We start from the raw sequence: 24,272 nt of genomic DNA on the forward strand, positions 1-24,272 counted from the left end.
AAGGAGCGAGCGAGTAGGTCGGAGAGGAAACCGACACGGTACTACACCAACCACGTTCGATGGCTGGCTGACTCCCTACCGAACCGTTACTAATATAAAAACAACAGCTTACATCTGAAACACGGATGGAGGTACGTCGCACCGTCCCCGTCAAACTCGACGTGGCCGACAGCGACGCCGACCTCCTCCACGAAACCATCTCCGAGTTCCTGTGGGCTGCCAACTACGTCGTCGACCACGCGTGGCAAGGCGAGTACAAGACCACGAGCAAAGCCGAGCTCCAACGCGAAACCTACGACGATGTGCGTGCCGAGACGCGTCTCCAAGCGAATCTCGTCCAGAACGCTCGCAACAAGGCCGCCGACGCCGTACAGAGCATCGTCGCTCGGTGGAAGCAAGGCGACTACGCGGGGAAGCCGCACTTCTCCGCGCCGACGCTCGTCTACGACAAGCGGTGTGCGACGTTCAATGACGACCACGCGACGCTCTCGACCGTCGAAGGTCGTATCACTGCGGAGTACGTCCTTCCCGACGAGAGCCGCGAAACGCCCCACTCGGAGTACCTGTTCAACGACGACTACGAAGTGACTGGCGGGGAACTCCACTACCGCGACGGTGAGTTCTACCTTCACGTCCGAACAAAGGCGGACGCGGAGTTCGAGACTGCCGACGACGGCAATGACGGGCACAACACAGTCCTCGGCGTTGACCTCGGCATCGAAAACGTCGCCGTTGCCTCGACAGGTGCGTTCTGGAACGGGTCAGAGTTGAACCACTGGCACCGCGAGTTCGAGAAACGACGCGGCTCGCTTCAACAGCGTGGAACGCGAACAGCTCACGAAACCATCCAGTCGGTTGGACGTACCGAGACGGGTCGCTACGACCACTTCTTACACACCGTCTCGAAAGAACTCGTCGCGGAAGCCGTCGAAAACGGCTGTAGCGTGATTGCCTTTGAGAACCTGACAGGGATTCGTGAGCGGATGCCGAACGTCAAGAAATTCCACGCATGGGCGTTCCGACGTTTGTTCGAGTACGTCGAATACAAAGCCGAGATGTTCGGTATCTCGGTCGAACAGGTGAGTCCTGCGTACACGAGTCAGCGGTGTTCTAAGTGCGGGACGACGCTCCGAGAGAACCGCCAGACGCAAGAGCGATTCTGTTGTGTGAAGTGTGGCTACGAAGTGAACGCCGACTACAACGCGGCGAAGAATATTGGCCTGAAGTATCTCCGCTCGGCGCAAAAGTCGTCGGGCGGAGGCGTACCCGTAAACGTGCGCTTGAATCGCGGGACATTGAACGTGAATGGCGATTACGAGCCTTCCGCCGATGGCGGCCAGAACGGGAGTCCACGCGAAAGCCCCACCCTCAACGAAGCGAACGGCGAAGCCGTGAGCGAGTAGGGTGGGGTAGTTTACCTCGGACGATCCCATCGGGGCGACCGGCCACCCGAGTCCGCGACGTGGCTCTTCCGGCGAGGTCTTCTTAAACACCCTCGAGAAGCGCCGCGTAGGCGTCCTCGTACGCGGCCGCGACTCGATCCGGGGAGGTACGGTCCTCGGCCGGCAGCGGCGGCAACGCGACCGTCTGAAGCGGTTCGACCATCGACGTCACGGCATCGGTGTGTTCCTCGAGTGCGCCCTCGCGCGCGCTGCCCGACGCCACGGCGCACGCGCGGGCGTACCGGTCGCCGTCGTAGAGCCGGACCCGCGTCGGGGCCACGACCGCGACCGCGTCGATCGCGGGGGCGTGGACGGCGGCGTCCCGGTCGCCGTCATCCTGGTTGCTCTCGCCGGCTGCGGCATCGAACGGGAGCGCGACGTCGCCGTACGACTCGACCACGACCGGACCGGGATCGGCCGCGACCGCGGCCGCGAACCGATCGAGAACCGGGAGATACGACTCCGCCATCACGTCGTTGAACTCCGAGACGTCGTGGACGCGGACGGCGTCCGCGACCGGGAGCCACTCGTCGACCGTCGGCGGGAACAGCCCGGTCTCCTCCGCGGTCCCGTTCACGACGACCGTCGGATCGTCGGCTCCGGCGCGGCCGATCCGGTCACAGAGGAACGTCCGATCGGCCTCGCCGAGCATCCCGGTTCGGCCGGGCGTGGGACGCCAGAGGCGATGGAGCGGGTTGATCGATTCCGGCGGCACGTCCGGACCGGTCCCGGATGAGTCGGGATGGGTTCCGGGCGATCCGGCCGGCGTCGGGTCGGATCGGACTGCAAGCCCGCGGTCGCTCGCGGCCGCGAGTCGGCGTGCGTCCTTCCCGTAGAGTCGGGTCTCCGCGGCGGCCGCCCGGAAGTCGTCGTGGTCGTACCAGAAGTCGTGTCCGGCTCGCGGCTTCACGCCCACCGGAGCGAGCCCGCGAGCCGAGAGGGCCGCCAGGAGCCCGACCGAGAACGTCGTCTTTCCGGCGTCGACCCGCGAGTCACCGGCCACGAGCAGCGTCGGCGACGTGTTCCCGGTCACCGTTCGTCGTCGGATGCCGATTCCGCGGCCGAGTCCTCGGTGGTCGGCGATTCCGCGCCGGCATTCCCGTCGATCGCGGTCTCCGCGAGCCCGTAGTAGCCGGGGCCGTCGTCCGCGAGCGGCTCGGCGATCACGAGGTCCGCGGCGTTCTGCATCACCCACGGGATCGCCCAGTCGATGAGGACGGACTCGGTCCCCTCGTCGAGGGGCTCGTCCGGGTCGGCCCCCTGGAGGAGCCGGGCGATCTCCGGGATCGTGTACATCAGGTCGGGTTCGAGCAGCTCCGCTGCCGTGTAAAACTCACACGGATAGGTCGCCTCGAAGGCGTCTTTGGGCGTCGGCATAGCCGTGTCTCGGCGGTCGCTCCCCTAAACGGCACGGGTTCGGTCACGGGAGCCGGGACTGGTGACGTCGACGGCGCCGAAAAAATTCGGGATCGATCGGGGTCGTCGGGGACGCTCCGCCTCGCGGCGGCGACGTTACTCGAAGTTGGAGACGACGTTGTCGTAGTTGTCGGCGACCTCGTCCCAGTCGACGACCTCGAAGAACGCGTCGATGAACTCGCCGCGCGCCGGGCCGTAATCGTGGTAGTAAGAGTGCTCCCAGACGTCGAGCGCCAGGATCGGATGGGCACCCCACAGCGCGCCCTGGTCGTGCTTGTCGACCTTCAGGTTGCGCAGCTGCTTGGCTACCGGGTCGTACACGAGCAGGGCCCAGCCCCCGGCGGCACCGGCAGCGGCCTCGAACTCGCCCTTCCAGGCCTCATACGAGCCGAAGTCCTCGGCGATCCGGTCGGCCAGATCGCCGTCCGGCTCGCCGCCGCCGTTCGGGGACATGTTGTTCCAGAACAGCGTGTGGAGGTAGTGACCGCTGCCGTTGTGGGTCACGTTCCCGAGCGCGCCCGCCGTGCTGCCGTAGTCCCCGCTCTCGCGGTTCCCGGCGAGCGTTTCCTCGGCGGCGTTGAGCCCGTTGACGTAGCCCTGATGGTGCGTGTCGTGATGCCAGGTGAGCACCTGTTCGGAGATGTGCGGTTCGAGCGCGTCGTAGTCGTACGGAAGTGGATCGAGTTCGTGGTCGCTCATGATTTCACCCAGGATATCGATCGGTCGCGGTCCTGTTAAAGATTGAGGAGACGTACGCTACCACGACACAAACGGGAGATACCCGCGACGCTGCGCAAACGGACAATTCACACGACGCTGCGCAACCGTGGGATTTGCGCCGCGATGCGGCGCCGCGCTCGAAACGGTGGGACTGGGATTTGAACCGAGTCGGGACGATCATCCTCGCACCGCTCGGATGCTGCGTCCCGCCGGCTTCAAATCCACGCATAAAACTCGCGCGCCGCGATGCGGCGCCGCGCTCGCAACGGTGGGACTGGGATTTGAACCCAGGAAGCCGTGAGGCTACCTGCTTTCAAGGCAGGCGCAATGGGCCACTCTGCCATCCCACCTCGGGACGATCGAACGTCGCGGGTGCATCCCGCCGCGTTCGAGGATTGTGAGAGGGGTGACTAATGGATGTCGGTTGTGGTCGTCGAACGTGTACGTCCCTTCACCGATCGAATCCGGTCGCATCGGCGGTCGGCGAACCGCGACGAACGGAGGCCACGGGTCCACCTCACCCCCGAACGATGGTGAGTTCGCCGGTTCCGTCGTCCTCGTGAACGGCGAGCCCGTGTTCGTGGACGAACGTCGCCGTGTGCTCGGGGACGACTCGCTCGGCCGCAAATCGAGCCCGCAACAACGGCACGACGTCGAGGAGGTCGCGGCCGGTCTCGATCGTCGGCAGGGACCGGACGAACTCCACCTCGCCGCCGGCGTCGCGCGTGCGCTCGGCGAGCGTCTGCACGCTCGGGGGGGTGAAGGCGTCCGCGAAGTCGATCGGCTCGGTGAATCCCGCGTAGTGACACCGTCCGGCGGTCGAGGGACCGAGGATGGTCGTCGCGGTGCGAAGCTTCATCGCCGCCGCGTCGATCACCGACCGGGAGAGGAACGGCGTCGTCGGCGTGACGATCGCGACCGAGCCGGCCCCCTCCTCGCGGAGCAGGTGGGTCGCCGTGTTGCCGGCGCGGGCGCTGAACGTCGAGCCGACCTGCGGCTCGAAGCGGACGTCGCTCGCGTCACCCAGGGTATCGGCCACGAGCGCACGCAGCTCGGCCTCGGGTGGGGTTTCGGTACGGGCGTCCGCGGGGAGCTGCTCCTCGGTCGGATGGTTCACGAGGAGGCTCCCGCCGGACCGGTCGACGGCCCGGACCAGGTCGCGAAGGACGGCCTCGTACAGTTCGCTCGCCTCGGCGGCCGAGAGCGGGCTCGTCCCCGGCAGGGACGGATAGCCAAGTCCCTCGCGTGGCGGGTCGGCAAGCACCGCGATGACGGTCATACCGGATCTGGTCGCCTCCGCGCCTTCAACCCCTGGTTTTTAAGCGCCGCGCGGTCGATCCCGCGGACATGTCCGTGCTCCGTCCGCTGGCCGCGCTCGCGGCCGCCATCGTCGTGCTCGTTCTCGCCAGCGCCGTCCTCGGCCTCCCGGCCGCGCTGGGGTCGCCGGCCGCCATCGTCACCGCCGCGATCTGTCTGATCGTCGTCGCCGCGATCGTCGCGCTCGGCGGACGCGAGACCGGCCCGCGAACGCCCTACTGGTGATCCGCCTCGGCCTGCTCCGCCCGTAGAGGATCCCCGTTTCGGTGCGTCGGCGTCACCGACTCCGCCGACCCTTCGTCTGCCGGTAGTCTCGTGCGAGCACGTTCTTCCGAACGTGCTCCAGGAAGGCCCGCTCCTCGGCCTCGTCCATCGCCTCCGGGTCCCGCATCGGGACGAGCTCGAACCCCCGCCCGCGGATCGTGGTCGCGTGTTCCTCGACGACGTCGAAGGAGTCCGGCGACCGCGTGGTGTACTCGAACGCGAGCGCCTCCAGCGCGCGCTGACCGACCGGGACGATGATCTGTGGGTTGATCATCCGGATCTCCGCGTCGAGGTAGGGTTCGCAGTTCGCGACCTCCGCGTCGGTTGCCGCCCGGTCGGGATGGCGACACCGCGTGACGGACGTGAAGAAGACGTTCTGGACGTCCATTGCGACCGTCTCCGGCGGGGACCGAACGAATCCGAGCTCCCCAAACATCGATCGGATCCGCCGGCCACCCGCGTCGTCGCCGAAGGGAATCCCGGTCGCGTCCGCGCCGGCGCTCGGGCTCCCGCCGACCACGAGGAACTCGCCGCCGACGTCGCCGTAACCGTGGACCACGGTCGACCGCTCGGCACACAGCGCCGGGCAGTTCTCGCAGTCCGCGTCCATCCCGAAGGGATTCTCGAACTCGGTTTGGGCTGCGTCCACGCCGGCGGGTTGGCGGGCGAGCGCCAAAAGCTCACGTGATCGTTCTCGAAACGTCTATGGCGGACGTCCGAACCGACGCGTCGATCGTCGACGAGTCTGTCGATATATGCATATATGTACGTTATCACCCCACAAGATTTATGACGAGAACCGTGACACATCGAGACGATATGCCCGACTGTCAGAACTGCGGAACGTTCGTCACGCCGGCGTACGCACGCGTTTTCACGCCGAACGAGATCGACGAACCGCGCGTCTGTCCGAGCTGCGAGGACGCCGTTCGTGACGGTGCGGACGTCAGGAGCGCCCGATCGACGCGAAACACCGGCTGAGAACGACCGGATCGACCGGTTGAGAACTGGGGCGGGGTATCGAGGGAACTCGATCGGTCCAGTGAAACTTCGCGGTGACGGTAACCGGTCGGGGCGACCGGCGTGGCGATCGAACCGGTCGAGTCAGGCGACCCGGTACTCCTCGCCCTGCTGCTGGATGAACTCCTCGTTTCGCAGGGTTTTGAGGATGCCGTACAGCGAGATCTTCTTCATTCCGAGCGACTCGGCCATCTCGCCGACCGTGGCGCGGCGATTGGTCGTGAGATACAGGTACACCAGCTTCGCTCGCGGCGACTGCAACTCCGGCGGGAGCGACAGCGCGGATCCCGTTCCGGCGTCGGTTTCGATCATCACCTGTTCCAAATCCTTCGACGATAATAAATCCCCCATTCAACGATCGTCGAAAATCCGGGACAGAGGCGGTACACGCCCGAACGGCTGCGGTATCGCCGACTGCCACGGTCCCGATCCGCGTCGGCGGCGCGGTTGACGCGTCGATCGACCGGCAACGCTTCGACCGACGTCGTATGTGTCGTGTGAATACGTTACACGGAGTCTCGCGGGCGATCAGCAGACGGTTGCGCCGGTCAGTACGACCGGACCTTCGGCTCGTAGCGTTTGTTCTCGCCCTCGAGGATGACCGGCCGGTACCAGAGGTCCGGATCCCCGTCGTTCCAGGAGATGAGCGTGTGTTTCAGCCAGTTCTCGTCGTCGCGGATCTGGTTCTCCTTGCGCCAGTGGGCGCCGCGGAACTCGTTTCGCGCGAGCGCGCCCATCGTCAGCGCCTCGGCGATGTCGAGGATGTTCCGCGTCTCCAGGGTGTGCAGGAGGTCGGTGTTGAACGTCCGCGAGGGGTCCGAGACGCCGACGTCGTCGTATCGGTCTCGCGCCTCACGGAGGTCAACGAGGGCCTCCTTCAGCCCCTCCTCCTCGCGGAAGACGTTCACGTTCGCGGTCATCGTCTCCTGGACGGCCGACCGGATCTCGGCGTGGTTTACGCCGTCGCCCTCGAGCAGCTCCTCGACCTGCGCGACCTCGCGGTCGACGGCGATCTCGAGCACGGCGTCCGGATCGGTGACCGCCTCGCCGCCATCTGCGGCCGCGTCGGCGGTCGATTCCGCGTCGGCACCGGCCGCACGCTCCCCGAGCGTGACCGGGGCCTCGAAGTCGGCGTCCTCGTAGTCGCCGCGCTTGCCGGTCTCGATCTCGGGCTCCTCGAACTCCTCGCCGGCTGCGTGGTGACCGGCCAGCTTTCCGAAGACGATGAGCTCCGGCAGCGCGTTCCCGCCGAGGCGGTTCGCGCCGTGGACCGACGCACACGCGCACTCGCCGACGGCGTAGAGGCCGTCGACGCAGGTCTGGCCGTACTCGTTCGTCTCGATGCCGCCCATCGCGTAGTGCTGACCCGGCTTGACCGGCATCGGCTCCTCGAGGCCGTCGACGCCCTCGAAGTCCTCCGCGAGGTGGAGGATGTTCTCCAGCCGGTCGAGGATCCGGTCCTCGCCGAGGTGACGCATGTCGAGGTGGACGTACTCGTCCTCGATGCCGCGTCCCTCGTTGACCTCGGTCAGCTCGGCGCGGGCGACGACGTCGCGGCTCGCCAGCTCGCCGTCGTTGTTGGCGTAGCCGTGCTCGAACATGAACCGTTCGCCCTCGCCGTTGTACAGGATGCCGCCCTCGCCGCGAACGCCCTCGGAGATGAGCACGCCGGTGGAGGGCAGCGTCGTGGGATGGAACTGGATGAACTCCATGTCCTCCATCGGAACCCCGGCGCGGTAGGCCATCGCGACGCCGTCGCCGGTGTTGGCGACCGCGTTCGTCGTGTGGTCGAAGACCTGGCCCATTCCGCCGGTCGCGAGGATGACCCCGTCACGGGCACGGAACCCGGCGATCTCGCCGGACCGGATCTCGTAGCCGACCACGCCGTGACAGCTCCGGTCGGTCGGATCGTCCTCGTCGGTGACCGCGAGGTTCATCACGTGCCACTCGTCGTAGACCTCGATGCCGCGTTTGACCACCTGCTCGTACATCGTGTGCAGCAGCTGGTGGCCGGTCTCCGCGCCGGCGTAGGTGGTCCGCGGGAACGAGAGGCCGCCGAACGGCCGCTGGGAGACCGTGCCGTCCTCCTCGCGGGAGAAGGCCATTCCCCAGTGTTCGAGCTGGATCGTCTCCTTGGGGCTCTCCCGACAGAGCGCCTCGATCGCCGGCGCGTCGCCGAGGTAGTCCGACCCCTTCATCGTGTCGTAGGCGTGGTCCTCCCAGGAGTCGCCGTCGCGGATGGCCGCGTTGATGCCGCCCTCCGCGGCGCCGGTGTGTGACCGCACCGGGTGAAGCTTCGAGACGATCGCCACGTCGGCGCCGGCCTCCTGGGCCGCGATGGCCGCTCTGAGCCCGGCACCGCCCGCGCCGACCACGATCACGTCGTGTTCGTAGGTTGTGTTGGATGCCATTGTTGTGGTGTGTTCGAAGCCGGGTGAGTCACCAGAACTTCAGATTGTTTTTGACCGCTTCCCGTTTCAGTTCCTGGATGTGTTCGGTGAGCGGGATGTCCTTCGGGCAGACCTCGGTACAGGAGAACTGGGTCTGACACCGCCAGACGCCGTGTTCCTGCTCGATGATCTCGAGCCGCTCCCGTTTCCGCGATTCGCCCTCCCGCTCGTCCATCGCGAACCGGTACGCCTTGTTGAGCGCCGCGGGGCCGAGATACTGGTTGTCGCCGGCGGCGATGTTACACGATGACATACAGGCGCCACACCAGATACACCGCGTGGACATCTTCACCGTCTCGCGGTTCGCCCGGCTCTGGCGCTGCTCCTCGAGTTCGTCCTCGGGCAGCTCGTCCGCGTCGAAGTACGGCTCGACGGCGTCCATCTGGTCGTAGAAGTGCTGCATATCCACCACGAGGTCCTTCCGGACGTCGGCGTGTGGCAGCGGCTCGATCCGGACCGGGTCCGACAGATCGGACAACTGGGTCTTACACGCCAGCCGCTGTTGCCCGTTCACGAACATCGCGTCGGAGCCGCAGACGGCCTGCCGGCAGGAGTGCCGGAAGGTCAGCGAGGAGTCGTAGGTGTCACGCGCGTAGATGAGCGCGTCGAGGACCGTCATCCCCTTCTCGAAGGGGACGTGGAACTCGTCGAATCGAGGTTCCTGTTTCCCCTCGACCTCGGGGTCGAAGCGGAACACCTTCAGCTCGCGCGTGTCCTCGCCGGCGAGGGGGTCCGCCTCGGCGGCCTCACGCTCGCGTTCAGCGGCGCGCTCGGCCTTCTTCTCGCGTCGGAGGTCGCCCTTCGAGGGCTCCTCCTCGGCGTCCGGTTCGGTCTCCGCGTCCGTCTCGTCGGTCTGTTGTGGAACTTGCGTGCTCATGCTCAGTACCTCACAGGGGGACGCCTCCGGCCCAGGCGTTCGCGGTGCGGACGCCCTGCACGATCAGGACGACGCTCGCGACGATCAGCGTCGCCTTGACGGCCTGCTTCTTGCGGCCGGTTAGCCCCTGGTTGATCAACGCGTTGTAGACCCCGTTGACGCCGTGGAACGTCGCCGTCAGGAGGAACAGGATCATCAGCGAGTAGTAGCTCAGCGTCTCCATCCGGGCCTGGCTCACGATGAACGAGACCTCGTCGGCGTGGTTGACGAAGTGGAGGAGGAAGAAGTGGAACGCCAACACGACGATGAGGAAGGCGGCCGTGATCCGCTGGAGCAGCCACATCGTTCCGCCGGGGGTGAACGAGGAGTAGCGTTCCGCCATCTCAGAACGCCCCCGCGAGGAACGTCGGGACCGACGCGACCGTGATGAGTCCCGTCAGGATCAACGACGCGTAGAAGCTCTTGTCCTGCGATTCCAGTCCGATGCCGAGGTCGATGAACAGCAGCCGGGTTCCGTTGAGGATGTGGAACACGGCCACCGCGAGAAGCCCGACCTCGAGGATCCGGACGAGCAGCAGCTCCTCGAGGGTGACGATCGTCTGGGTGTAGACGTCGTCGCCCGCCTGCAGAACTGCGGCCTCCTGACCGGACGCCGGGATCGCGGTGCTCAGCACGGCGATGTGGGTGAACAGATAGCCCACAAGCACCCAGCCGGTGAACTTGTGGAAGATCCAGGCCCACATCCCCGCGCGGAACTCCCGCCAGCGGCCGAAGTCCTCGATGAGGCCCCGATTGTGCGACTGACTCATACCGTTCGTGCGTCAGTCCCCAGCAGGTAAAGTAGTTACTAACCCGCCGGCGCGTCGAGGGACGGCTACCGCTGGTGGACCCAGAACTGCTCGCTCTCGGTGGTCTCCTTTTTGAATATCGGGACCTCCTCCTTCAGCCGGTCGATGCCGTCGGCGACGGTTCGAAACGCCTCCTCGCGGTGCCCCGCGAGGACGACGACGAAGACGATGTCCTCCCCGTCCGGGATCACCCCGGTCCGGTGGTGCAACAGGACCCGGAACACCCCGTCCCGCTCCTCGAGCTCGGTCGCGATCGCGTCCAGCCGGTCGGCGGCGACGCCCTCGTAGGCCTCGAAGGCCAGCTGGCTCGTTCGGTCGTCGTCCGGCGCGTCCTTGGCCCGAACCCGCCCCGTGAACGACGCGATGGCTCCCGACCGCTCCGCCATCGGGTCGGCCTTCGCGCGATCGATCAATTCCTCCAACGTGATCCACGGTTCGGCCGTCTCGAGCGCCGCCAGCAGGTCCCCGACGTCGATCTCGGATGGCGACGTGACGGTCGCGATCACGTCGCCCGGGACGTCCGCCGCACTCCGGTCATCGCCGACGAGGACCGTGGGTACTCGAAGCCGCGTCTCGCCCGTGATCACCGCGTAATCATACGCGGGCGCGAACCGGTCGAGCAGGGTCGTGAGGTCGGCGTCGGCGTCCGTCCCGGCTGCGCCGGCGCTCCAATCACCCTCGGGGGTGAATCGAACCGTGGCAGCAGCGGCCGCCTCCGTCGGTTCGATGCCGGCATCCTCGACGCGGTCGATCCGGACGACACCCCCCTCGAGACGGTCGGTCAGGCGCGTCGCTAGCGAGCCGGCGTCGGGGCCGAGAATGGCGATCGGTTGCATACCCGAACCGGAGCGATCCACGGGTTTAGGGTTTTCCCGTGGAGTGAAGTGACTCGGTCGGTCAAGCGAAGTGATTCATCCCGCCGAGCGAAGTGATTCATCCCGCCGAGCGAAGTGATTCATCCGACGTATCCGAGCGCCTGCAGGCGGTCCTGGACCGCCTCGTCGTCCTCGCCGTTCGCATCGTCCTCGTCTCCCGTGTCGGTTTCATCGCTCGTGGCCGGGTCGTAGGTCCCGCGATCGGTGGCGGTCGTGGTCGTCCACGGGACCGTCCGCACCGCGGGATGGAGACAGCCGACCGGATGGTCGTAGATGCCCCACTCCCCGAGCGCGTCGCCGTGGTCGGCCGTGATCGCGACCGTGTCGGCGTCGACGTTCGACAGAAGGGTCTCGACGTCGTCGAGCGCGTGCCGCAGGTTGTCCTGGTAGGCCTCCCAGAACGTCTCGAAGTCGATCCGTCCCTTGCGGAGCGCGTCGACCGCCGTGTCCGACAGCGCCGGGCCGAAGGGGTCGGCGTCGTATCGCTCGTCGAGATCGAGAAACGGGTGGTGCGGCTGGACGTAATGGACGATCAGGCAGTCGGGGTCGTCCTCGCGGGCGACCCGAATGGCCCGGTCGGTCATCGATCGTGGCAGGACGGTGTCGGCCTCCTCGTCCCAGGCGTCTCGCCAGACCTCGTCGAGGGTCTCGAACCGGTCGGCCGAGAGGATCCGGTCGGAGAAGACGTTGCTCGTGAGGTAGGCCGTGGTCGCGACCTCGTCGGCGTGCTCGTCGGTGAACGTCTTCGCCATCCACTCCTTGGACATGCTGCCGACCGACTCCATCCGCTCGATCCCGCCGAGGAACTCGTACTCGTCGGCGACCGACCGCAGGAGATCGACCCGGCAGGCATCCAGAACGACGAGGACGTCCCACTCCCGCTCGTAGACGTTCGTTCCCCGCGGGATCGGCCACGCGAGCCACCACAGGCCGGTGTACAGGTCGTACAGGACGTCGGAGAGCCCCTCGAACCCCTTGTGGCGGACCTTGCGCGCCGAAACGCGGACCCAGTCGCGGAGCGTCACTCTGCGGCCGTTGGGCGGGGGAGTGCAATTATGTACCGATCGGCCATACGTGGAAGTTCGCCGATTCCGGCCCCGGAGCCGCAGGTTTAAATATTAAAACGGCCCCATATGTCGACGATGAGTCGGGTGAGTCGGCACGTCATGGAGCGGGCGGGCACGCTGCTCGGGATCCTCGGCCTGTTCGTGGTGGGGTTCCTCACGAGCCTCGACGTCTGGACCGTCGTGATCGCGCCGCTTTTCATCCGGGTCCAGTTCCTCCAGGGCGTCCTCTCCGTCGGCGCCTTCAGCGTCGTGATCGCCGCGATCGGCCTCCTGTTGGTCCGCGACGTCTGGCGGGACGACGCGGCCGACGCTCGCGTGCGTTCCGGCCCGCTCGTTCAGGCGATCGTTCCCGCGTACCGCGACGCCGACGTGGTCGACGCGAGCGTGACGAGCCTGCTCGAGAACGACTACGATCCCCTCCGGATCGTGATCGCCGTCGAGCCGGACGACGAACGAACGCGCGAGCGCGCCGCGCAGCTCGCCGAGACGTACGAACCGGTCGAGGTACTGGTCAACGACGCGCCCGGATCGAAGGCCACCGCGATCAACAACGCGGTCGAATGGAGCCCGGCCGACCACTTCGTCGTCTTCGACGCGGACGAGCGCGCCTCGCCGGCGTTCGTCTCGACCGCGATGGATGAGCTGCTCGGCGAAACCGACGTGTTCCAGGGGCGCCGCGTCCCCCGACCGACCGGTCCCGTCGAGACGCTGGCCTACTGCGAGCGCGTGGTCGTTCAGGCCGGCTACCTGATCGGCGATATGGTCGGATTCACCCACTGTCAGAGCTCGGCGACCGGATTCACCCGCGAGGCGATCGAAGCGGTCGGCGGCTACGCCGACGTGTTGACCGAGGACATCTACTTCTCCCACCAGTGTTACCAGGCGGATCTGACCGTAGCACAGAACCGTCGCTGTACGAGTTCCATGGAGGCACCCCACACGATCGGCGACCTCTGGGGGCAACGGAAGCGATGGCGGATCGGCCACGTACAGGTTTCACACCTCCGGGCCCGCGAGGCGTTGACCGGCCGTCCGACCCTCGCGGACCTCGTCACCGTCGGGCGCGCGATCGGCGCGGTGCTGGCCGGCGGCGCCCTGCTCGTGCTCACCGCACACGTCCTGTTCCTCATGATCGTGGACCCCAGCTCGGTGATCATTCCCTTCGCCGCCGTCTTCACGATGATCGGCGGGGTCTGGCTGCGTGACCTGCGGGCCGGACGGATCGATCGACCGTCCTGGACCGTCGTGCTCGCGCCGCTCGTCTTCCTCGGACACGGCGTGCTGACGGTGAAGGCCGTCCTCGAGTACGTCCTCACCTGGGACGGCGAATGGTATCAAGTGACGAAGACCGGCGCGTAGACGACCGCGGACGGCGTCCTTTATAACCACACCGCCCCTCGAGACTGACATCCGTGTCCCGAGACGACGGCGCGGTCGGCGCCGGCTGGGTCGACCGGTCGGCGGCGGCGAAGACGGTTGCGGGGTTCGCCGTCGCGCTCCTGTTGGTGTACCTGCTCGGCGTCGTCGTCGGATGGGGGCCGACGATCGACCGGCTCCGGGCGGCGGAGACGACCTGGATACTCGCCGGGGGACTCTCGTCGGTCGCGTGTCTGGTCGTGTGGGGAAAGACCTGGCACGTCGTCCTCCGGACGGTCGGGATCGACGTCCCCTATCGGAAGCTCGTCGTGACGTTTCTGTCGGCGACGTTCGCGAACTACGTGACGCCGATGGGACAGGCCGGCGGGGAACCGTTCATCGCGTACGTGTTGGCCCGGGACACCGGCGCGACCTACGAACGAAGCCTCGCCAGCGTCGTCACGAGCGACCTGATCCGGCTGCTTCCCTTTTTCACCGTCGGCGGCGTCGGGCTGGGATACCTCCTCGCGACCACCGCCCGGCTGCCCGCCGTGGTCCGGACGCTGGCGGTCGTGTTGATTGTGCTCGCGGTCGGACTTCCGGCCGTCGCCGCCGTGATGTGGCGGTTTCGCGACCGAGTTCGGGAGGGAATCCTCGCGGTGGCTGCGCCGGTCGCACGCCGGACCGACCGGGTTTCGTCAGCCTCGATCCGTGACCGGATCGACCGGCTCTACGGGTCGATCGAGCTCATCGCCGGATCGCCGCGCGCGCTGGCCGTCGCCGTCGGCTACGGCTACGTCGGCTGGATCCTGTTCGCGCTCCCGCTGTACTTCGCCGGCCTGTCGATCGGAACGCCGATCCCGCTGTTGCTCGTGTGCTTTCTCGTCCCCGTGACCGTCATCGCCGGATCGACGCCGCTGCCCGGCGGCCTGGCCGCGATCGAGGGGACGCTCGTCGCGCTGCTGACCGCGCTGACGGCGCTCTCGACGGCTGACGCGCTCGCGGTGACGACCATCTATCGGCTCGTGAGCTACTGGCTCGTGGTCGCCGTCGGCGGGATTGCGACGCTGTGGGTGATCCGGCGAAACTGAGCGGTCGCTCCGAACGTTCCGCCGGGACGTTTCGAACGCTCCGCCGGGTCGTTCCGAACGTTCCGCTCGAAGCCGGAGCCCGATTCTCCGCTCCAGGAACTCGTTCCCGCTTGATAATTCTTAAGAGCGCGACAGGGTTATCCGGAGCCAATGAACGTCGTCATCTCCATCGGTGGGAGCGTCCTCGCGCCGGATCTCGACCCGGAACGCGTGGCTGCCCACGCGAAGGCTATCGAGGAGCTGTCGGAGGCCGGATGCACCGTCGGCGTCGTGGTCGGAGGCGGCGGCGTGGCACGGGAGTACATCGAAACGGCCCGCGATCTGGGCGCCAACGGGGTTCAGCTCGATCAGCTCGGGATCGGCGTCACCCGGCTCAACGCCCGCCTCCTCATCGCGGCGCTCGGCCAGCGCGCGACGCTCTCGCCGGCTGCGGATTACGACGAGGCGGTCGGATCCCTGCGACGTGGCGAGATCGCGGTGATGGGCGGGGTGATGCCCGGGCAGACCACGGACGCCGTCGCCGCGGAGTTCGCCGAGGCGGTCGACGCCGACCTGCTCGTGTACGCGACGAGCGCCAACGGCGTCTACGACGCCGACCCGAACGTCGACCCCGACGCGGAGCAGTACGGCCGGCTCTCGCCCGCCGAACTCGTCGACATCGTCCTGCCGATGAGCCGGGACGCCGGTGCCTCGGCGCCGGTCGACCTACTGGCCGCGAAGCTCATCGACCGCGCGGATCTCCGGACGATCGTCCTCGACGGGACGGATCCCTCCGTCCTCACCGATGCGGTTCTGGGCGGAGACCACGGCGGCACCGACGTCGTCCCCGAGACGTGTGCGGAACCGACCCGGTGGGTGGAGTGAACGATGGCGGATCCCGACGTGGAAGCCGGCGAACGGCCCGATGGTGACGACCGAGTCGATCCCGGAGCCGAGGCGATCGAGGAGCCGCACCACGCCTTCTGGGCCGACGCGGTCGCGGACGAGGTCCTCGAGCGCGATCCCGACGAACCGATCGTGATCAAGGGCGGCGTCTCGCCGTCCGGGGTGGCCCACCTCGGCAACTTCAACGAGATCATGCGCGGCTACTTCGTCGCCGAGGTCCTCCGCGAGCGCGGCCACGAGGTCCGACAGGTGTTCACCTCCGACGACCGCGACCCGCTCCGGAAGGTGCCGCGGAAGCTCGCGACCGCGGACGGCGAGATCGTCGGCCTCGGGGAGGTCGACGCCGGCGCGCTGGGGCGAAACCTCGGCAAGCCATACACGGACATTCCCGACCCCTTCGGCGAGGCCGACTCGTATGCGGCCCACTTCGCGAACCTCCTCGCGGCCGACGCCGAGCGGCTCGGCGTTCCGGTCGAGATGGTCTCGAACACGGAGCTGTACGCCGACGGGACCTTCGGCCCGGTCGTCAGGACGGTCCTCGAGAACGCCGAAACGGCCCGTGAGGTGCTCGCGGCGTACCAGGACAAGGTCGACGAGGAGTACGTCCCCTTCAACCCGATCTGCGAGGAGTGCGGGAAGGTCACCGAGACGGTGACGGCGGTCGACCTCGAGGCGGAGACGGTCGAGTACGTCTGTACCGACATGGAGGCCGGCGACTCGACGATCGAGGGCTGCGGCCACGAGGGGACCGCGACGTTCCGGGAGGGAAAGCTCCCCTGGCGGTTCGAGTGGCCCGGCCAGTGGGACGTGCTCGGGGTCGACTTCGAGCCGTTCGGAAAGGACCACGCGGAGGGCTCCTGGCCCTCCGGCGTCGACATCGCCGAGACCGTCCTGGGGATCGATCCGCCCGTGCCGATGGTCTACGAGTGGTTCACGCTCAACGGGAAGGCGCTCTCCTCCTCGGCCGGGAACATCGTCACCGTCCCGGAGATCCTCGAGCTGCTCGAACCCGAGGTGCTCCGTTACTTCTTCGCGCTGGAGCCGAAGAAGGCCCGCGACCTGGACCTCGAGCGACTCGACCAACTCGTCGACCGGTTCGACCGGTTCGAGCGCGCGTACTTCGGCGTGGTCGACGACGAGGACCTGACCGCCGTCGCCGACCGCGCCTACCCGTTCCTCGTCGAGGAGGTCCGCGAGGAGCGCGTCCGGCTGCCGTACACCTTCGCCGCCGTGCTCGGGATGGTCGAGGACGAGGCGTTCCGCGAGCAGCTGGCCCGTGACGAGGGACACTTCGACGAGGACACACCCCAGTGGGCCATCGAGGACGCGCTCGACCGCGTCGAGCGCGCCCGCCGGTGGGCCGAGCGGATGGACAACGAGTACAACTACCGGCTCCAGACGGAGCTGCCCGACGCCGCGTTCGAGGACGACGTCGCGGCGGCGCTCGACGACCTGGCCGACTTCGTCGCCGAGGGTCACGACGGCGAAGCGATCCAGGAACGGATGTACGAGACGGCCCGCGACCACGACCTCGAGGTGGCCGCCTTCTTCGAGGCCGGCTACCGGCTCTTCTTCGACGAGACGCAGGGCCCCCGGCTCGGGGAGTTCCTCGGCGAGCTGGAGCGGGAGTTCGTCGTGACCCGGCTCCGACGGGAGGCGTGAGATGACCGAGGACCGTTCGCTCGACGAGTTCGCCGACGCCGGCTCGGCGGATGACCCGTCCCGGTCCGAGTCGGCGGCTGGCGGCGAAACGGGCGATCCGGAGGAGATCGATGCCGAGGAGAACGCGAAGCCGGTCGAGCCGGCGACGCCCACGGCGACCTGGTCGTCGGGCGGCGCATCCTGTAACCGCTGCGGCGAGGTCGTCGAGCGGCGGTGGCTCGAGGACGGCGCGCAGCTGTGTGCCGACTGCAAGGAGTGGTAGCTCCGGGGATCACGGGAGAGCACCGATCAGCCGCGGGATGGAGAGCACCGATCAGCCGCGGGACGGCCGGTCGAAGCCCGCCGCGAGCGTCGCCTCCTCGATGGAGAGGACGGTCGGGCGTCCGTGTGGACAACTGAAGGGCTGCTCGCACTCGCCGAGCCGGTCGAGGAGGTTCCGCATCGCCGACCGGTCGAGCGCGTCCCCACGTTTCACCGAGGGGTGGCACGCAAGGTCGGCCAGCAGCGTCTCGTAGGGGTCGGTGGGAGCCTCTCCGCCCGCGAGTCGCCCGACGGCGTCCCGGAAGGCGTCGACGTCGGCTGCTCGACCGAAGGGCGCCGGCACGCGCCGGAGCCTGACCAGATCGCCGCCGAACGGCTCGGCGTCGAACCCCAACCGTCGAAGCGCGTCCGCGTGCGCCTCCAGCGCCGCCCGCTCGGCGCCCGTCAGCGAGACCGTCGCCGGCGGGTCGAGCGTGGCGACCGCGTCGGGCACGGGGGCGTCCTCCGTCGAGTCGGCGAGATCGTCCTCCGTCGAGTCGGCGAGATCGTCCTCGCGCCCGAACGCGCGCCGCAGTCGCTCGTAGTTGACGCGCTCGTGGGCCGCGTGGGCGTCGATCACGAGGAGTTCGTCGTCGGCGTCACACAACAGATACAGGTCGCGATACTGGCCGATCGGCTCCACGTCGGCGAACGGTGAGGCGTCCTCCGCCGGCGAGAGGGCCGTCTCGAGATCGGTCGCCACCTCGGCCTTCCGCCGGAGGTCGACGCCGGCGAGCGCGTCCGCGACCGCGTCCGTCACCGCCGCGACTACCGCGTCGCCGGACCGCAATCCGACCTCCCGCTTGGCCGGATGGACGTTCGGATCGACCTCGCCCGCTGGCAGCCGGACGTCGAGCGCGGCCACCGGTTCGCGTCCCTCGGGGAGCAGGCGGTCGTAGCCCGCAACGATCGCTCGCTCGAGGCCGGCGTCGGAAACGGGGCGACCGTTGACCGCGACGCGAACGTGGTCGCGCGTGGCACGCGTGACCGAGGGATACGCGAGGATGCCCCGTATCTCGACCGCGCGGTCTCCGTCGAGTGCTCCCCGGTCGGTCGCGTCGAGCGTCGTCGACCGGCTCGCCACGTCGCGGTCGTAGACGCCGAGGACGGCGTCCGTCCAGCCGGTTCCCGGCGTCGAAAGCGTCTCCGACCCGTCGTGTTCGAGCGTGACGGCGACGTCCGGCCGGGCAAGGGCGTAGTCGGCGACGAGCGCGGAGATCCGGGCGAACTCGGCGTTCGGGCCGGCGAGCGACTCACGTCTCGCCGGGCGGGTGGCGAACAGGTCCGTAACGGTCACCGTCGTGCCGCGGGCGCGCCCCGCGTCGGCGACGGTCGTGGCGTCCGCATCGGGATCGTCCCCACCGGGATCGTCCCCATCGGCGCCACCCCCATCGGCGCCACCTCCACCGACGCCACCCTCGTCGACGGCCGACCGGTCGGCATCGCCGCCGCCGGCGACGATCCGGGTCCCGACGGGGCCGCCGTCGTTGGTGACGACCTCGAGGCGGCCGGCCGCCTCCGCGATCGCCGCCAGCGCCTCCCCACGGAAGCCGAGCGAGGCCGCCTCGACCGGGTCCTGACCGTCCCGGAGCTTGCTCGTCGCGTGTCGCTCGAGTGCGAGCCGGGCGTCCTCGCGGGACATCCCGCGGCCGTCGTCGCGAACCCGAATGGCGTCAGTCCCGTCGCCGTCGACGGCGATCGCGACGCGCGTCGCGCCCGCATCGAGCGCGTTGTCGATCAACTCGGCGACGACGCGGGCGGGTCGCGTGATCACCTCGCCGGCGGCGATCCGGTCGACGGTGCGCTCGGAGAGCCGCCGGACGCGGGGCTCGGAATCGGTGGTGCCGTGGTCGCTGCCGGCGGGGCCGGGCTCGGACTCCGCGTCGTGACGGTCGGGCTCAACGTCGTCCGGATGCGAGCGTCCGGTCATCGGTCGAGATCCCGCTGGAGGTCGTGGAGCGTGTTCAACGCCTCCATCGGCGTCATCGTGGCGATGTCGAGCGACCGGATGGCCGCGGCCAGCTCCGCGTCAGTGGGGTCGTTCCCGGCCGCAGTGGCGGGACCCGACTCCGCGTCCTGCTCGTCGGGCCGGTCGGACCGGTCAGTCGATGCTGCTCGGTCGGTCGGTGCTGCTCGGTCGGTCGGATCGGTCTCATCGGCCGCCGCGAGGAAGTCGCGGAGGGTCGCCTCGTCGACCTCCTGATCGCGTGCGTCGTCACCGACCGCGTCCGGAGCGCCATCGATCGGCCCGTCACCCGGGGCATCCGCGTCCGCCGATGACTCGATGCGCTCGCGTGCGCGGTCGACGACCGCGGGCGGCACGCCGGCGAGCGCGGCCACCTCGATCCCGTACGAGGAGGAGGACGCGCCGCGGGCGACGCGGTGGAGAAACGTCACCGTGCCGTCCTCCCTGGTCGCGGTGAAATGGAGGTTGCGGACGCGCTCGCGGCGGTCCGCCAGCTCCGTCAGCTCGTGGTAGTGGGTGGCGAACAGCGTCGTCGCGCCGATCTCGTCCACGATGAACTCCGCGGCGGCGCACGCGATCGCCCGCCCGTCCGTGGTCGCGGTGCCGCGGCCGACCTCGTCGAGCAGGACCAGCGAGTCGGCCGTGGCGTCGTGGAGGACCTCGGTCAGCTCGCTCATCTCGCGCATGAACGTCGACTGGCCCCCGGCGATGTCGTCGGAGGCGCCGATCCGGGTGAACACGCGGTCGACGACCGGGACCCGGGCCGCCTGTGCGGGAACGAACGACCCCATCTGTGCCAACACGACCGCGAGCGCGACCTGCCGCATGTACGTCGACTTTCCGCTCATGTTCGGTCCCGTGATCAACGCGAGGTCGCCCCGTTCGAGGTCGACGTCGTTCGGGACGAACTCGCCCCGTCGCTCGACCACCGGATGGCGGCCGCCCTCGATCGCGATGCCGTTCCTGCCGCCGTCGGGTCCGCCGCCGCAGTCGTTCCCGCCGGTCGACGGGTCCACGATCGTCGGCCGGACGTACTCCCGCTCGAGCGCCACGGTCGCGAGCGAGACGAGGGCGTCGAGCTCGGCCAGCGCGTCCGCGAGCGCTTGGAGCCGGTCGGCCGCCGCGGCGACGGCCGCGCGGACGTCGGTGAACAGCTCGTACTCGAGGGCGTCCGCGCGCTCGCTCGCGCCGAGGATCTCGTCCTCGCGGTCCTTCAGCTCGGGCGTGTAGAACCGCTCGCTGTTCTTCAGCGTCTGCCGACGGTGGTAGTCGTCGGGGACCGCATCAAGGTTGGGGTCGGTGACCTCGATGTAGTAGCCGTGCACCTGGGTGTGTCCGACGGTCAGCGAGTCGATCCCGGTCCGCTCGCGCTCGCGGGCCTCCAGCTCGGCGATCCACTCCCGCCCCTCCCGTTCGGTCGCCCGGAGGTCGTCCAGCTCCGCGTCGTATCCGTCCCGGATCACGTCGCCGTCGGTGATCTCCTGTGGCGGATCGACGGCGATCGCCTCGTCGATCAGGTCCCGGACGTCGGGCAGGGGATCCAATCGCTCACGGAGGTCCCGGAGGTGGTTACAGGGTGCGGTCGAATCGTCTCCACGGGATGCGGTCGAATCGTCCGCCGGCGACAGGGCGTCTCGGAGGTCGGGAACGACCGCGAGCGTGGTTTCGAGCGACCGGAGATCGCGGGCGTTCGCCCGCCCGCGAGCGATCCGACTCACGAGACGCTCCAGGTCGTAGGCACCGGTCAGTCCGTCGCCGACGGTCTCGCGAACGATCGGCTCGTCGACCAGCCACTCGACGGCGTCGTGTCGCGACCGGATCCGGTTCGGGTCGATCAGGGGGCGGCGAAGCCAGCGCTCGAGTCGTCGACGGCCGAGCGCGCAGCTCGTCTCGTCGATCACGTCGAAGAGCGTGTCGCCGGCGCCCGGTCCCCGGTTCTCGAACAGCTCGAGGCTGCGCTGGGCGGCCGCGTCGAGCCGGAGATGCCTCCGAGGGTCGTACCGGCGGATCCGGGAGACGTACTCGAGCGGCCCGTCGTCGCCCTGGGTGTACTCGGCGTACGCCAGGACCGCCCCGGCGGCGCGGAGCTCCGCCTCGGTCGCGAACCGTTCCTGGGGTGCGGACAGGTACGGCTCGAGGCGGTCGCGAGCCGCCTGCGGCGCGAACCGATCGCCCGAGAGGGTCGTCTCCATCCAGCGCGCGTCCGCCCCGACCGGGTCGGGCGTCGTTTCGGTGCCGGGTACGTCGTCGTCCGGCGCGGTGTCGCCGGAGTCGGCGCCTGTCGTGGCATCGCCGGAGTCGGCGCCTGTCGTGGCATCGCCGGAGTCGGCGCCTGTCGTGGCATCGCCGGAGTCGGCGCCTGTCGTGGCATCGCCGGAGTCGTCCTCCGTCGCCGGCTCGTCCCCATGGCCGGCTGCATCGATCTCCTCGGGCGGTCTGGTCCCCGGGCCGCGGACGAGTTCGGCCGGCGCCAGCCGATCGAGCTCTTCGGCGACCGTCTCCCGGTCGCCGCTCGTGGCCAGACACTCGCCGGTGGCGACGTCGACCGCTGCGAGACCGTACACGTCCCGGCCATCCCGGTCGCCTCGGTCGCCTCGGTCGTCTTTGCCGTCCTGGCCGTTCCGTCCGTCACCGCCGTCCTCGGTCGCCGCCGTCTCGCGGGTCAGGGCCGCGACGTAGTTGGTGGTTCGGTCGGTCAACAGGTCCTCGTCGACGACCGTCCCGGGCGTGATCACCTGGGTGACGGCGCGGTCGACGAGGCCCGAGGTGGCTGCCGCGTCCTCGGTCTGGTCGGCGATCGCGACGCGGTAGTCGGCGTCGAGCAGCCGCTCGAGATAGCTCGTCGCGTTGTCGATCGGGATTCCGGCCATCGGATACGCTCCGGTCGAATCCTCGCGTTTGGTGAGCGTCACCTCGCAAACGCGGGCCACCTCCTCGGCCGCCTCGCAGAAGGCCTCGTAGAAGTCGCCCACCTGAAAGAGCACGATCGCGTCCTCGTGGGCCGCACACAGGTCGGCGTACTGGGAGAGCATCGGGGTCAGATCGTCGCGAGCGGCCGCGATCGAGGGCGGCAGCCCGGTGACGGTCGTGGGGTCCGCCGTCGACATACACGTGAGGGGGCGGGCTATGGAAATAAACGCCACGGACGTCCGGGACCGACGCCGTGACTGCCGGGACGCTTGCGGCTCCGTGTCCCTGGGACGCTTGCGGCTCCGTGTCCCCGGGACGCTTCCACGCCCCGTAACCGCCGGGACGCTTACGGTCGTCGCGGCCCAACGACCCGTGTGACCGATCGACCGATCGTGGTGGGGCTGGCGGCGACGTTCATCGGGCTCACGGCGCTGCTGGCGGTCGCCGGGGTCGTCGTTCACCCGATCCTGCTGTTCGTCGCGGTTCCCTTCGGCGTCGCCGGGTACCTCCTATCGCTGCACGCCCGGGGGCGGCTCGACGAGCGGATCCGGGCGCGGACCGTCTCCCGGGCGGCGGCACGCGGACGCGAGCGGGAGCGCCGGGCCCGCGAGCGAACGCGCCGCAACCGTGCGGCCGCTTTCGGCGGCGGGGACCGACGACGAACCGGCGGCGGGTCCGGACGGGCCGGCGGCTTCGGAGGGGGCGGCGGCCCGAACGGTCCCCGCGACCCGGGTACCCGACCGACCGATCGGATGGGCCTCGAGACCGCGTATCGAACGCTTGGCGTCGAACCCGACGCGGACGAAGACACGATCAAGCGCGCCTACCGGGACCGGGCGAAGTCGCTCCATCCCGACGCTGAATCGGGCGACGAGGAGGCGTTCAAACGGCTGACGCGCGCCTACGAGAGACTGACGTAGCCGTTGTATGGGACGGTGGGGCGGATCGCTGCCTCGGTCCGGCCGGCGAGTCGTATTCCCCCTTTTACCCTCCCTTTTTTTAATCGTCCGCACGCGCGCGGTCGAAGGGATGCGGCGGCAGCCGGAGCTCCTCGAGGCCGGGGAGATGCTTGACGTTGAAGACGATCCGGAGCTCGTCGGTGAGCGGCTCCCCGACGCAGGAGAGCCGGATGTCGCTGTCGATGAGCTCCTCCGAGAGGACGTTGTTGGCGGGGATGGACAGCTCTCCCTCGATGACCGCCACGGCGCAGTTCGCGCACGCGCCGCCGCGGCAGGCGTAGGGCCACGCGAAGCCGCGGTTCTCGGCGGCCTCGAGCAGCGACTCGCCCGGCTGGACGAGAAACTTTCCGTAGGCGGCGTGCGGGAGGTCGGCTTCAGCAGCCTTCTCGAAGAGGTCCTCGTCCCCGAGGTCCCAGCCGTGGTCGGTGAGACGTTCGTAATCGAGGTACTCGACGGTCGCCGCCGGCTCCGGCCCGCCGGCGTCCCGAGAGGAGTCGCCGTCCGACTCCGACGCGCCGTCGTCGGCGCCGCGGACGTCGACGTCGCTTCCGTCGCCGTCCTCCTCGATCCGGTCCATCTCGACCGTTCCGTCGCCATCGACGATGGCCTCGTAGGCCTCCCTCACGGTCTGGAACTCCCGGGCGGAGCCGCCGTGGTCCGGGTGCGTCTCGAGCACGCGGCGACGGTACGCGCGTTCGATCTCCCCGTCGTCCGCGTCGGCGTCGATGCCCAACACCTCGTACGGGGAGCGCATACGCACGTTAACCGGATCGGAGGCAAAAGCCTTGGCAACCGACCGGCGCGATCGTGCGGGGACCCGACCGCGAGGGACGTGCGGAGGCCCGAC

Annotated in this window: 24 protein-coding genes and 1 tRNA gene; 9 read left to right on the plus strand and 16 right to left on the minus strand. The window is 68.7% G+C overall.

Going from position 1 to position 24,272, the window contains the following annotated elements:
- The first annotated feature begins 125 nt into the window (after nucleotides 1-125).
- Complete coding sequence (locus tag CPZ00_RS02870) at nucleotides 126-1,403, plus strand: RNA-guided endonuclease InsQ/TnpB family protein (protein ID WP_096389507.1); 1,278 nt, start codon at nucleotides 126-128, stop codon at nucleotides 1,401-1,403.
- Nucleotides 1,404-1,485: 82 nt separating this feature from the next.
- Here the strand turns inward: CPZ00_RS02870 and CPZ00_RS02875 are convergent, their stop codons facing one another.
- The 5 genes from CPZ00_RS02875 to CPZ00_RS02895 form a co-directional block, all read right to left on the minus strand.
- Nucleotides 1,486-2,475, minus strand: a complete 990-nt coding sequence (locus CPZ00_RS02875) for an ATPase (RefSeq protein WP_096389508.1) — start codon at nucleotides 2,473-2,475, stop codon at nucleotides 1,486-1,488.
- A complete protein-coding gene (locus CPZ00_RS02880; protein WP_096389510.1) occupies nucleotides 2,472-2,819 on the minus strand; it encodes a DUF5827 family protein in 348 nt (115 codons plus the stop codon). The genes CPZ00_RS02875 and CPZ00_RS02880 overlap by 4 nt, the downstream gene beginning before the upstream one ends.
- A gap of 135 nt (nucleotides 2,820-2,954) precedes the next feature.
- A complete protein-coding gene (sod, locus tag CPZ00_RS02885; protein WP_096389511.1) occupies nucleotides 2,955-3,557 on the minus strand; it encodes a superoxide dismutase in 603 nt (200 codons plus the stop codon).
- 287 nt (nucleotides 3,558-3,844) lie between these two features.
- Nucleotides 3,845-3,928: transfer RNA gene (locus CPZ00_RS02890), tRNA-Ser, on the minus strand.
- Between the two features lie 167 nt (nucleotides 3,929-4,095).
- On the minus strand, nucleotides 4,096-4,857 hold the full coding sequence (locus tag CPZ00_RS02895) for a hypothetical protein (protein ID WP_096389513.1): 762 nt from the start codon (nucleotides 4,855-4,857) through the stop codon (nucleotides 4,096-4,098).
- 68 nt (nucleotides 4,858-4,925) lie between these two features.
- On the opposite strand from CPZ00_RS02895, the gene CPZ00_RS02900 reads away from it, so the two are divergent.
- On the plus strand, nucleotides 4,926-5,120 hold the full coding sequence (locus tag CPZ00_RS02900; protein ID WP_096389514.1) for a hypothetical protein: 195 nt from the start codon (nucleotides 4,926-4,928) through the stop codon (nucleotides 5,118-5,120).
- A gap of 52 nt (nucleotides 5,121-5,172) precedes the next feature.
- Here the strand turns inward: CPZ00_RS02900 and CPZ00_RS02905 are convergent, their stop codons facing one another.
- Nucleotides 5,173-5,808 carry a uracil-DNA glycosylase gene (locus CPZ00_RS02905; protein WP_096391568.1) on the minus strand — a complete coding sequence of 212 codons (636 nt, stop codon included), beginning with the start codon at nucleotides 5,806-5,808 and terminating at the stop codon, nucleotides 5,173-5,175.
- 170 nt (nucleotides 5,809-5,978) lie between these two features.
- On the opposite strand from CPZ00_RS02905, the gene CPZ00_RS15535 reads away from it, so the two are divergent.
- Complete coding sequence (locus CPZ00_RS15535; protein ID WP_172861755.1) at nucleotides 5,979-6,140, plus strand: DUF7563 family protein; 162 nt, start codon at nucleotides 5,979-5,981, stop codon at nucleotides 6,138-6,140.
- A gap of 123 nt (nucleotides 6,141-6,263) precedes the next feature.
- Here the strand turns inward: CPZ00_RS15535 and CPZ00_RS02910 are convergent, their stop codons facing one another.
- From CPZ00_RS02910 to CPZ00_RS02940, 7 genes are all read right to left on the minus strand, one after another.
- Entirely contained in the window at nucleotides 6,264-6,491 is a 228-nt protein-coding gene (locus CPZ00_RS02910; RefSeq protein ID WP_096391569.1) for a helix-turn-helix domain-containing protein, read from the minus strand.
- Between the two features lie 236 nt (nucleotides 6,492-6,727).
- Complete coding sequence (locus CPZ00_RS02915) at nucleotides 6,728-8,590, minus strand: FAD-binding protein (protein WP_096389516.1); 1,863 nt, start codon at nucleotides 8,588-8,590, stop codon at nucleotides 6,728-6,730.
- Between the two features lie 28 nt (nucleotides 8,591-8,618).
- On the minus strand, nucleotides 8,619-9,506 hold the full coding sequence (locus CPZ00_RS02920) for a succinate dehydrogenase/fumarate reductase iron-sulfur subunit (RefSeq protein ID WP_096389517.1): 888 nt from the start codon (nucleotides 9,504-9,506) through the stop codon (nucleotides 8,619-8,621).
- Nucleotides 9,507-9,516: 10 nt separating this feature from the next.
- The gene (locus CPZ00_RS02925) at nucleotides 9,517-9,888 is read right to left on the minus strand and encodes a succinate dehydrogenase hydrophobic membrane anchor subunit (RefSeq protein WP_021072637.1); all 372 of its coding nucleotides are present in this window, start codon (nucleotides 9,886-9,888) and stop codon (nucleotides 9,517-9,519) included.
- Nucleotide 9,889: 1 nt separating this feature from the next.
- Nucleotides 9,890-10,315 (minus strand): succinate dehydrogenase, cytochrome b556 subunit, encoded by a 426-nt coding sequence (gene sdhC / locus CPZ00_RS02930; RefSeq protein ID WP_096389519.1) that lies wholly within the window; start codon nucleotides 10,313-10,315, stop codon nucleotides 9,890-9,892.
- A 65-nt stretch (nucleotides 10,316-10,380) separates the two neighbouring features.
- Nucleotides 10,381-11,190, minus strand: coding sequence for a molybdopterin synthase (locus CPZ00_RS02935; RefSeq protein ID WP_096389520.1), 810 nt, complete (start codon nucleotides 11,188-11,190; stop codon nucleotides 10,381-10,383).
- 119 nt (nucleotides 11,191-11,309) lie between these two features.
- Entirely contained in the window at nucleotides 11,310-12,254 is a 945-nt protein-coding gene (locus CPZ00_RS02940; protein ID WP_199243380.1) for an alkaline phosphatase family protein, read from the minus strand.
- A 117-nt stretch (nucleotides 12,255-12,371) separates the two neighbouring features.
- Here CPZ00_RS02940 and CPZ00_RS02945 point away from each other — a divergent pair, with 117 nt between their 5' ends.
- The 5 genes from CPZ00_RS02945 (at nucleotide 12,372) to CPZ00_RS02965 (ending at nucleotide 17,552) form a co-directional block, all read left to right on the plus strand.
- On the plus strand, nucleotides 12,372-13,655 hold the full coding sequence (locus CPZ00_RS02945; protein WP_096391570.1) for a glycosyltransferase: 1,284 nt from the start codon (nucleotides 12,372-12,374) through the stop codon (nucleotides 13,653-13,655).
- Between the two features lie 53 nt (nucleotides 13,656-13,708).
- Nucleotides 13,709-14,743, plus strand: a complete 1,035-nt coding sequence (locus tag CPZ00_RS02950; protein ID WP_199243381.1) for a lysylphosphatidylglycerol synthase transmembrane domain-containing protein — start codon at nucleotides 13,709-13,711, stop codon at nucleotides 14,741-14,743.
- Between the two features lie 150 nt (nucleotides 14,744-14,893).
- Nucleotides 14,894-15,607: a UMP kinase gene (pyrH, locus tag CPZ00_RS02955; protein WP_096389523.1), complete on the plus strand. Its 714-nt coding sequence runs from the start codon at nucleotides 14,894-14,896 to the stop codon at nucleotides 15,605-15,607.
- A gap of 3 nt (nucleotides 15,608-15,610) precedes the next feature.
- Nucleotides 15,611-17,290, plus strand: coding sequence for a lysine--tRNA ligase (gene lysS / locus CPZ00_RS02960; protein ID WP_096389525.1), 1,680 nt, complete (start codon nucleotides 15,611-15,613; stop codon nucleotides 17,288-17,290).
- 1 nt (nucleotide 17,291) lies between these two features.
- Complete coding sequence (locus CPZ00_RS02965) at nucleotides 17,292-17,552, plus strand: DUF7573 domain-containing protein (protein WP_096389527.1); 261 nt, start codon at nucleotides 17,292-17,294, stop codon at nucleotides 17,550-17,552.
- A 51-nt stretch (nucleotides 17,553-17,603) separates the two neighbouring features.
- Here CPZ00_RS02965 and CPZ00_RS02970 read toward each other — a convergent pair whose 3' ends face one another.
- Nucleotides 17,604-19,520: a DNA mismatch repair endonuclease MutL gene (locus CPZ00_RS02970; RefSeq protein ID WP_096389529.1), complete on the minus strand. Its 1,917-nt coding sequence runs from the start codon at nucleotides 19,518-19,520 to the stop codon at nucleotides 17,604-17,606.
- Nucleotides 19,517-22,663: a DNA mismatch repair protein MutS gene (gene mutS / locus CPZ00_RS02975; RefSeq protein ID WP_233255124.1), complete on the minus strand. Its 3,147-nt coding sequence runs from the start codon at nucleotides 22,661-22,663 to the stop codon at nucleotides 19,517-19,519. Before mutS ends, CPZ00_RS02970 begins: the two co-directional genes overlap by 4 nt.
- Before the next feature lie 177 nt (nucleotides 22,664-22,840).
- On the opposite strand from mutS, the gene CPZ00_RS02980 reads away from it, so the two are divergent.
- Entirely contained in the window at nucleotides 22,841-23,386 is a 546-nt protein-coding gene (locus CPZ00_RS02980; protein WP_096389531.1) for a J domain-containing protein, read from the plus strand.
- 79 nt (nucleotides 23,387-23,465) lie between these two features.
- Here CPZ00_RS02980 and fer read toward each other — a convergent pair whose 3' ends face one another.
- On the minus strand, nucleotides 23,466-24,179 hold the full coding sequence (gene fer / locus CPZ00_RS02985) for a ferredoxin Fer (protein ID WP_096389533.1): 714 nt from the start codon (nucleotides 24,177-24,179) through the stop codon (nucleotides 23,466-23,468).
- Nucleotides 24,180-24,272: the final 93 nt, after the last annotated feature.

Source organism: Halopenitus persicus (assembly GCF_002355635.1).
GTDB classification, from domain to species: Archaea; Halobacteriota; Halobacteria; order Halobacteriales; family Haloferacaceae; genus Halopenitus; species Halopenitus persicus_A.

Excerpts from the sequence above, each read along its gene's own strand:
- CPZ00_RS02870 (WP_096389507.1), top strand. The coding sequence starts at position 126 with ATGGAGGTACGTCGCACCGTCCCCGTCAAACTCGACGTGGCCGACAGC.
- CPZ00_RS02880 (WP_096389510.1), bottom strand. The coding sequence starts at position 2,819 with ATGCCGACGCCCAAAGACGCCTTCGAGGCGACCTATCCGTGTGAGTTT.
- sod (WP_096389511.1), bottom strand. The coding sequence starts at position 3,557 with ATGAGCGACCACGAACTCGATCCACTTCCGTACGACTACGACGCGCTC.
- CPZ00_RS02895 (WP_096389513.1), bottom strand. The coding sequence starts at position 4,857 with ATGACCGTCATCGCGGTGCTTGCCGACCCGCCACGCGAGGGACTTGGC.
- CPZ00_RS02900 (WP_096389514.1), top strand. The coding sequence starts at position 4,926 with ATGTCCGTGCTCCGTCCGCTGGCCGCGCTCGCGGCCGCCATCGTCGTG.
- CPZ00_RS15535 (WP_172861755.1), top strand. The coding sequence starts at position 5,979 with ATGCCCGACTGTCAGAACTGCGGAACGTTCGTCACGCCGGCGTACGCA.
- CPZ00_RS02910 (WP_096391569.1), bottom strand. The coding sequence starts at position 6,491 with ATGATCGAAACCGACGCCGGAACGGGATCCGCGCTGTCGCTCCCGCCG.
- CPZ00_RS02915 (WP_096389516.1), bottom strand. The coding sequence starts at position 8,590 with ATGGCATCCAACACAACCTACGAACACGACGTGATCGTGGTCGGCGCG.
- CPZ00_RS02920 (WP_096389517.1), bottom strand. The coding sequence starts at position 9,506 with ATGAGCACGCAAGTTCCACAACAGACCGACGAGACGGACGCGGAGACC.
- CPZ00_RS02925 (WP_021072637.1), bottom strand. The coding sequence starts at position 9,888 with ATGGCGGAACGCTACTCCTCGTTCACCCCCGGCGGAACGATGTGGCTG.
- sdhC (WP_096389519.1), bottom strand. The coding sequence starts at position 10,315 with ATGAGTCAGTCGCACAATCGGGGCCTCATCGAGGACTTCGGCCGCTGG.
- CPZ00_RS02935 (WP_096389520.1), bottom strand. The coding sequence starts at position 11,190 with ATGCAACCGATCGCCATTCTCGGCCCCGACGCCGGCTCGCTAGCGACG.
- CPZ00_RS02945 (WP_096391570.1), top strand. The coding sequence starts at position 12,372 with ATGAGTCGGGTGAGTCGGCACGTCATGGAGCGGGCGGGCACGCTGCTC.
- pyrH (WP_096389523.1), top strand. The coding sequence starts at position 14,894 with ATGAACGTCGTCATCTCCATCGGTGGGAGCGTCCTCGCGCCGGATCTC.
- lysS (WP_096389525.1), top strand. The coding sequence starts at position 15,611 with ATGGCGGATCCCGACGTGGAAGCCGGCGAACGGCCCGATGGTGACGAC.
- CPZ00_RS02965 (WP_096389527.1), top strand. The coding sequence starts at position 17,292 with ATGACCGAGGACCGTTCGCTCGACGAGTTCGCCGACGCCGGCTCGGCG.
- CPZ00_RS02970 (WP_096389529.1), bottom strand. The coding sequence starts at position 19,520 with ATGACCGGACGCTCGCATCCGGACGACGTTGAGCCCGACCGTCACGAC.
- mutS (WP_233255124.1), bottom strand. The coding sequence starts at position 22,663 with ATGTCGACGGCGGACCCCACGACCGTCACCGGGCTGCCGCCCTCGATC.
- fer (WP_096389533.1), bottom strand. The coding sequence starts at position 24,179 with ATGCGCTCCCCGTACGAGGTGTTGGGCATCGACGCCGACGCGGACGAC.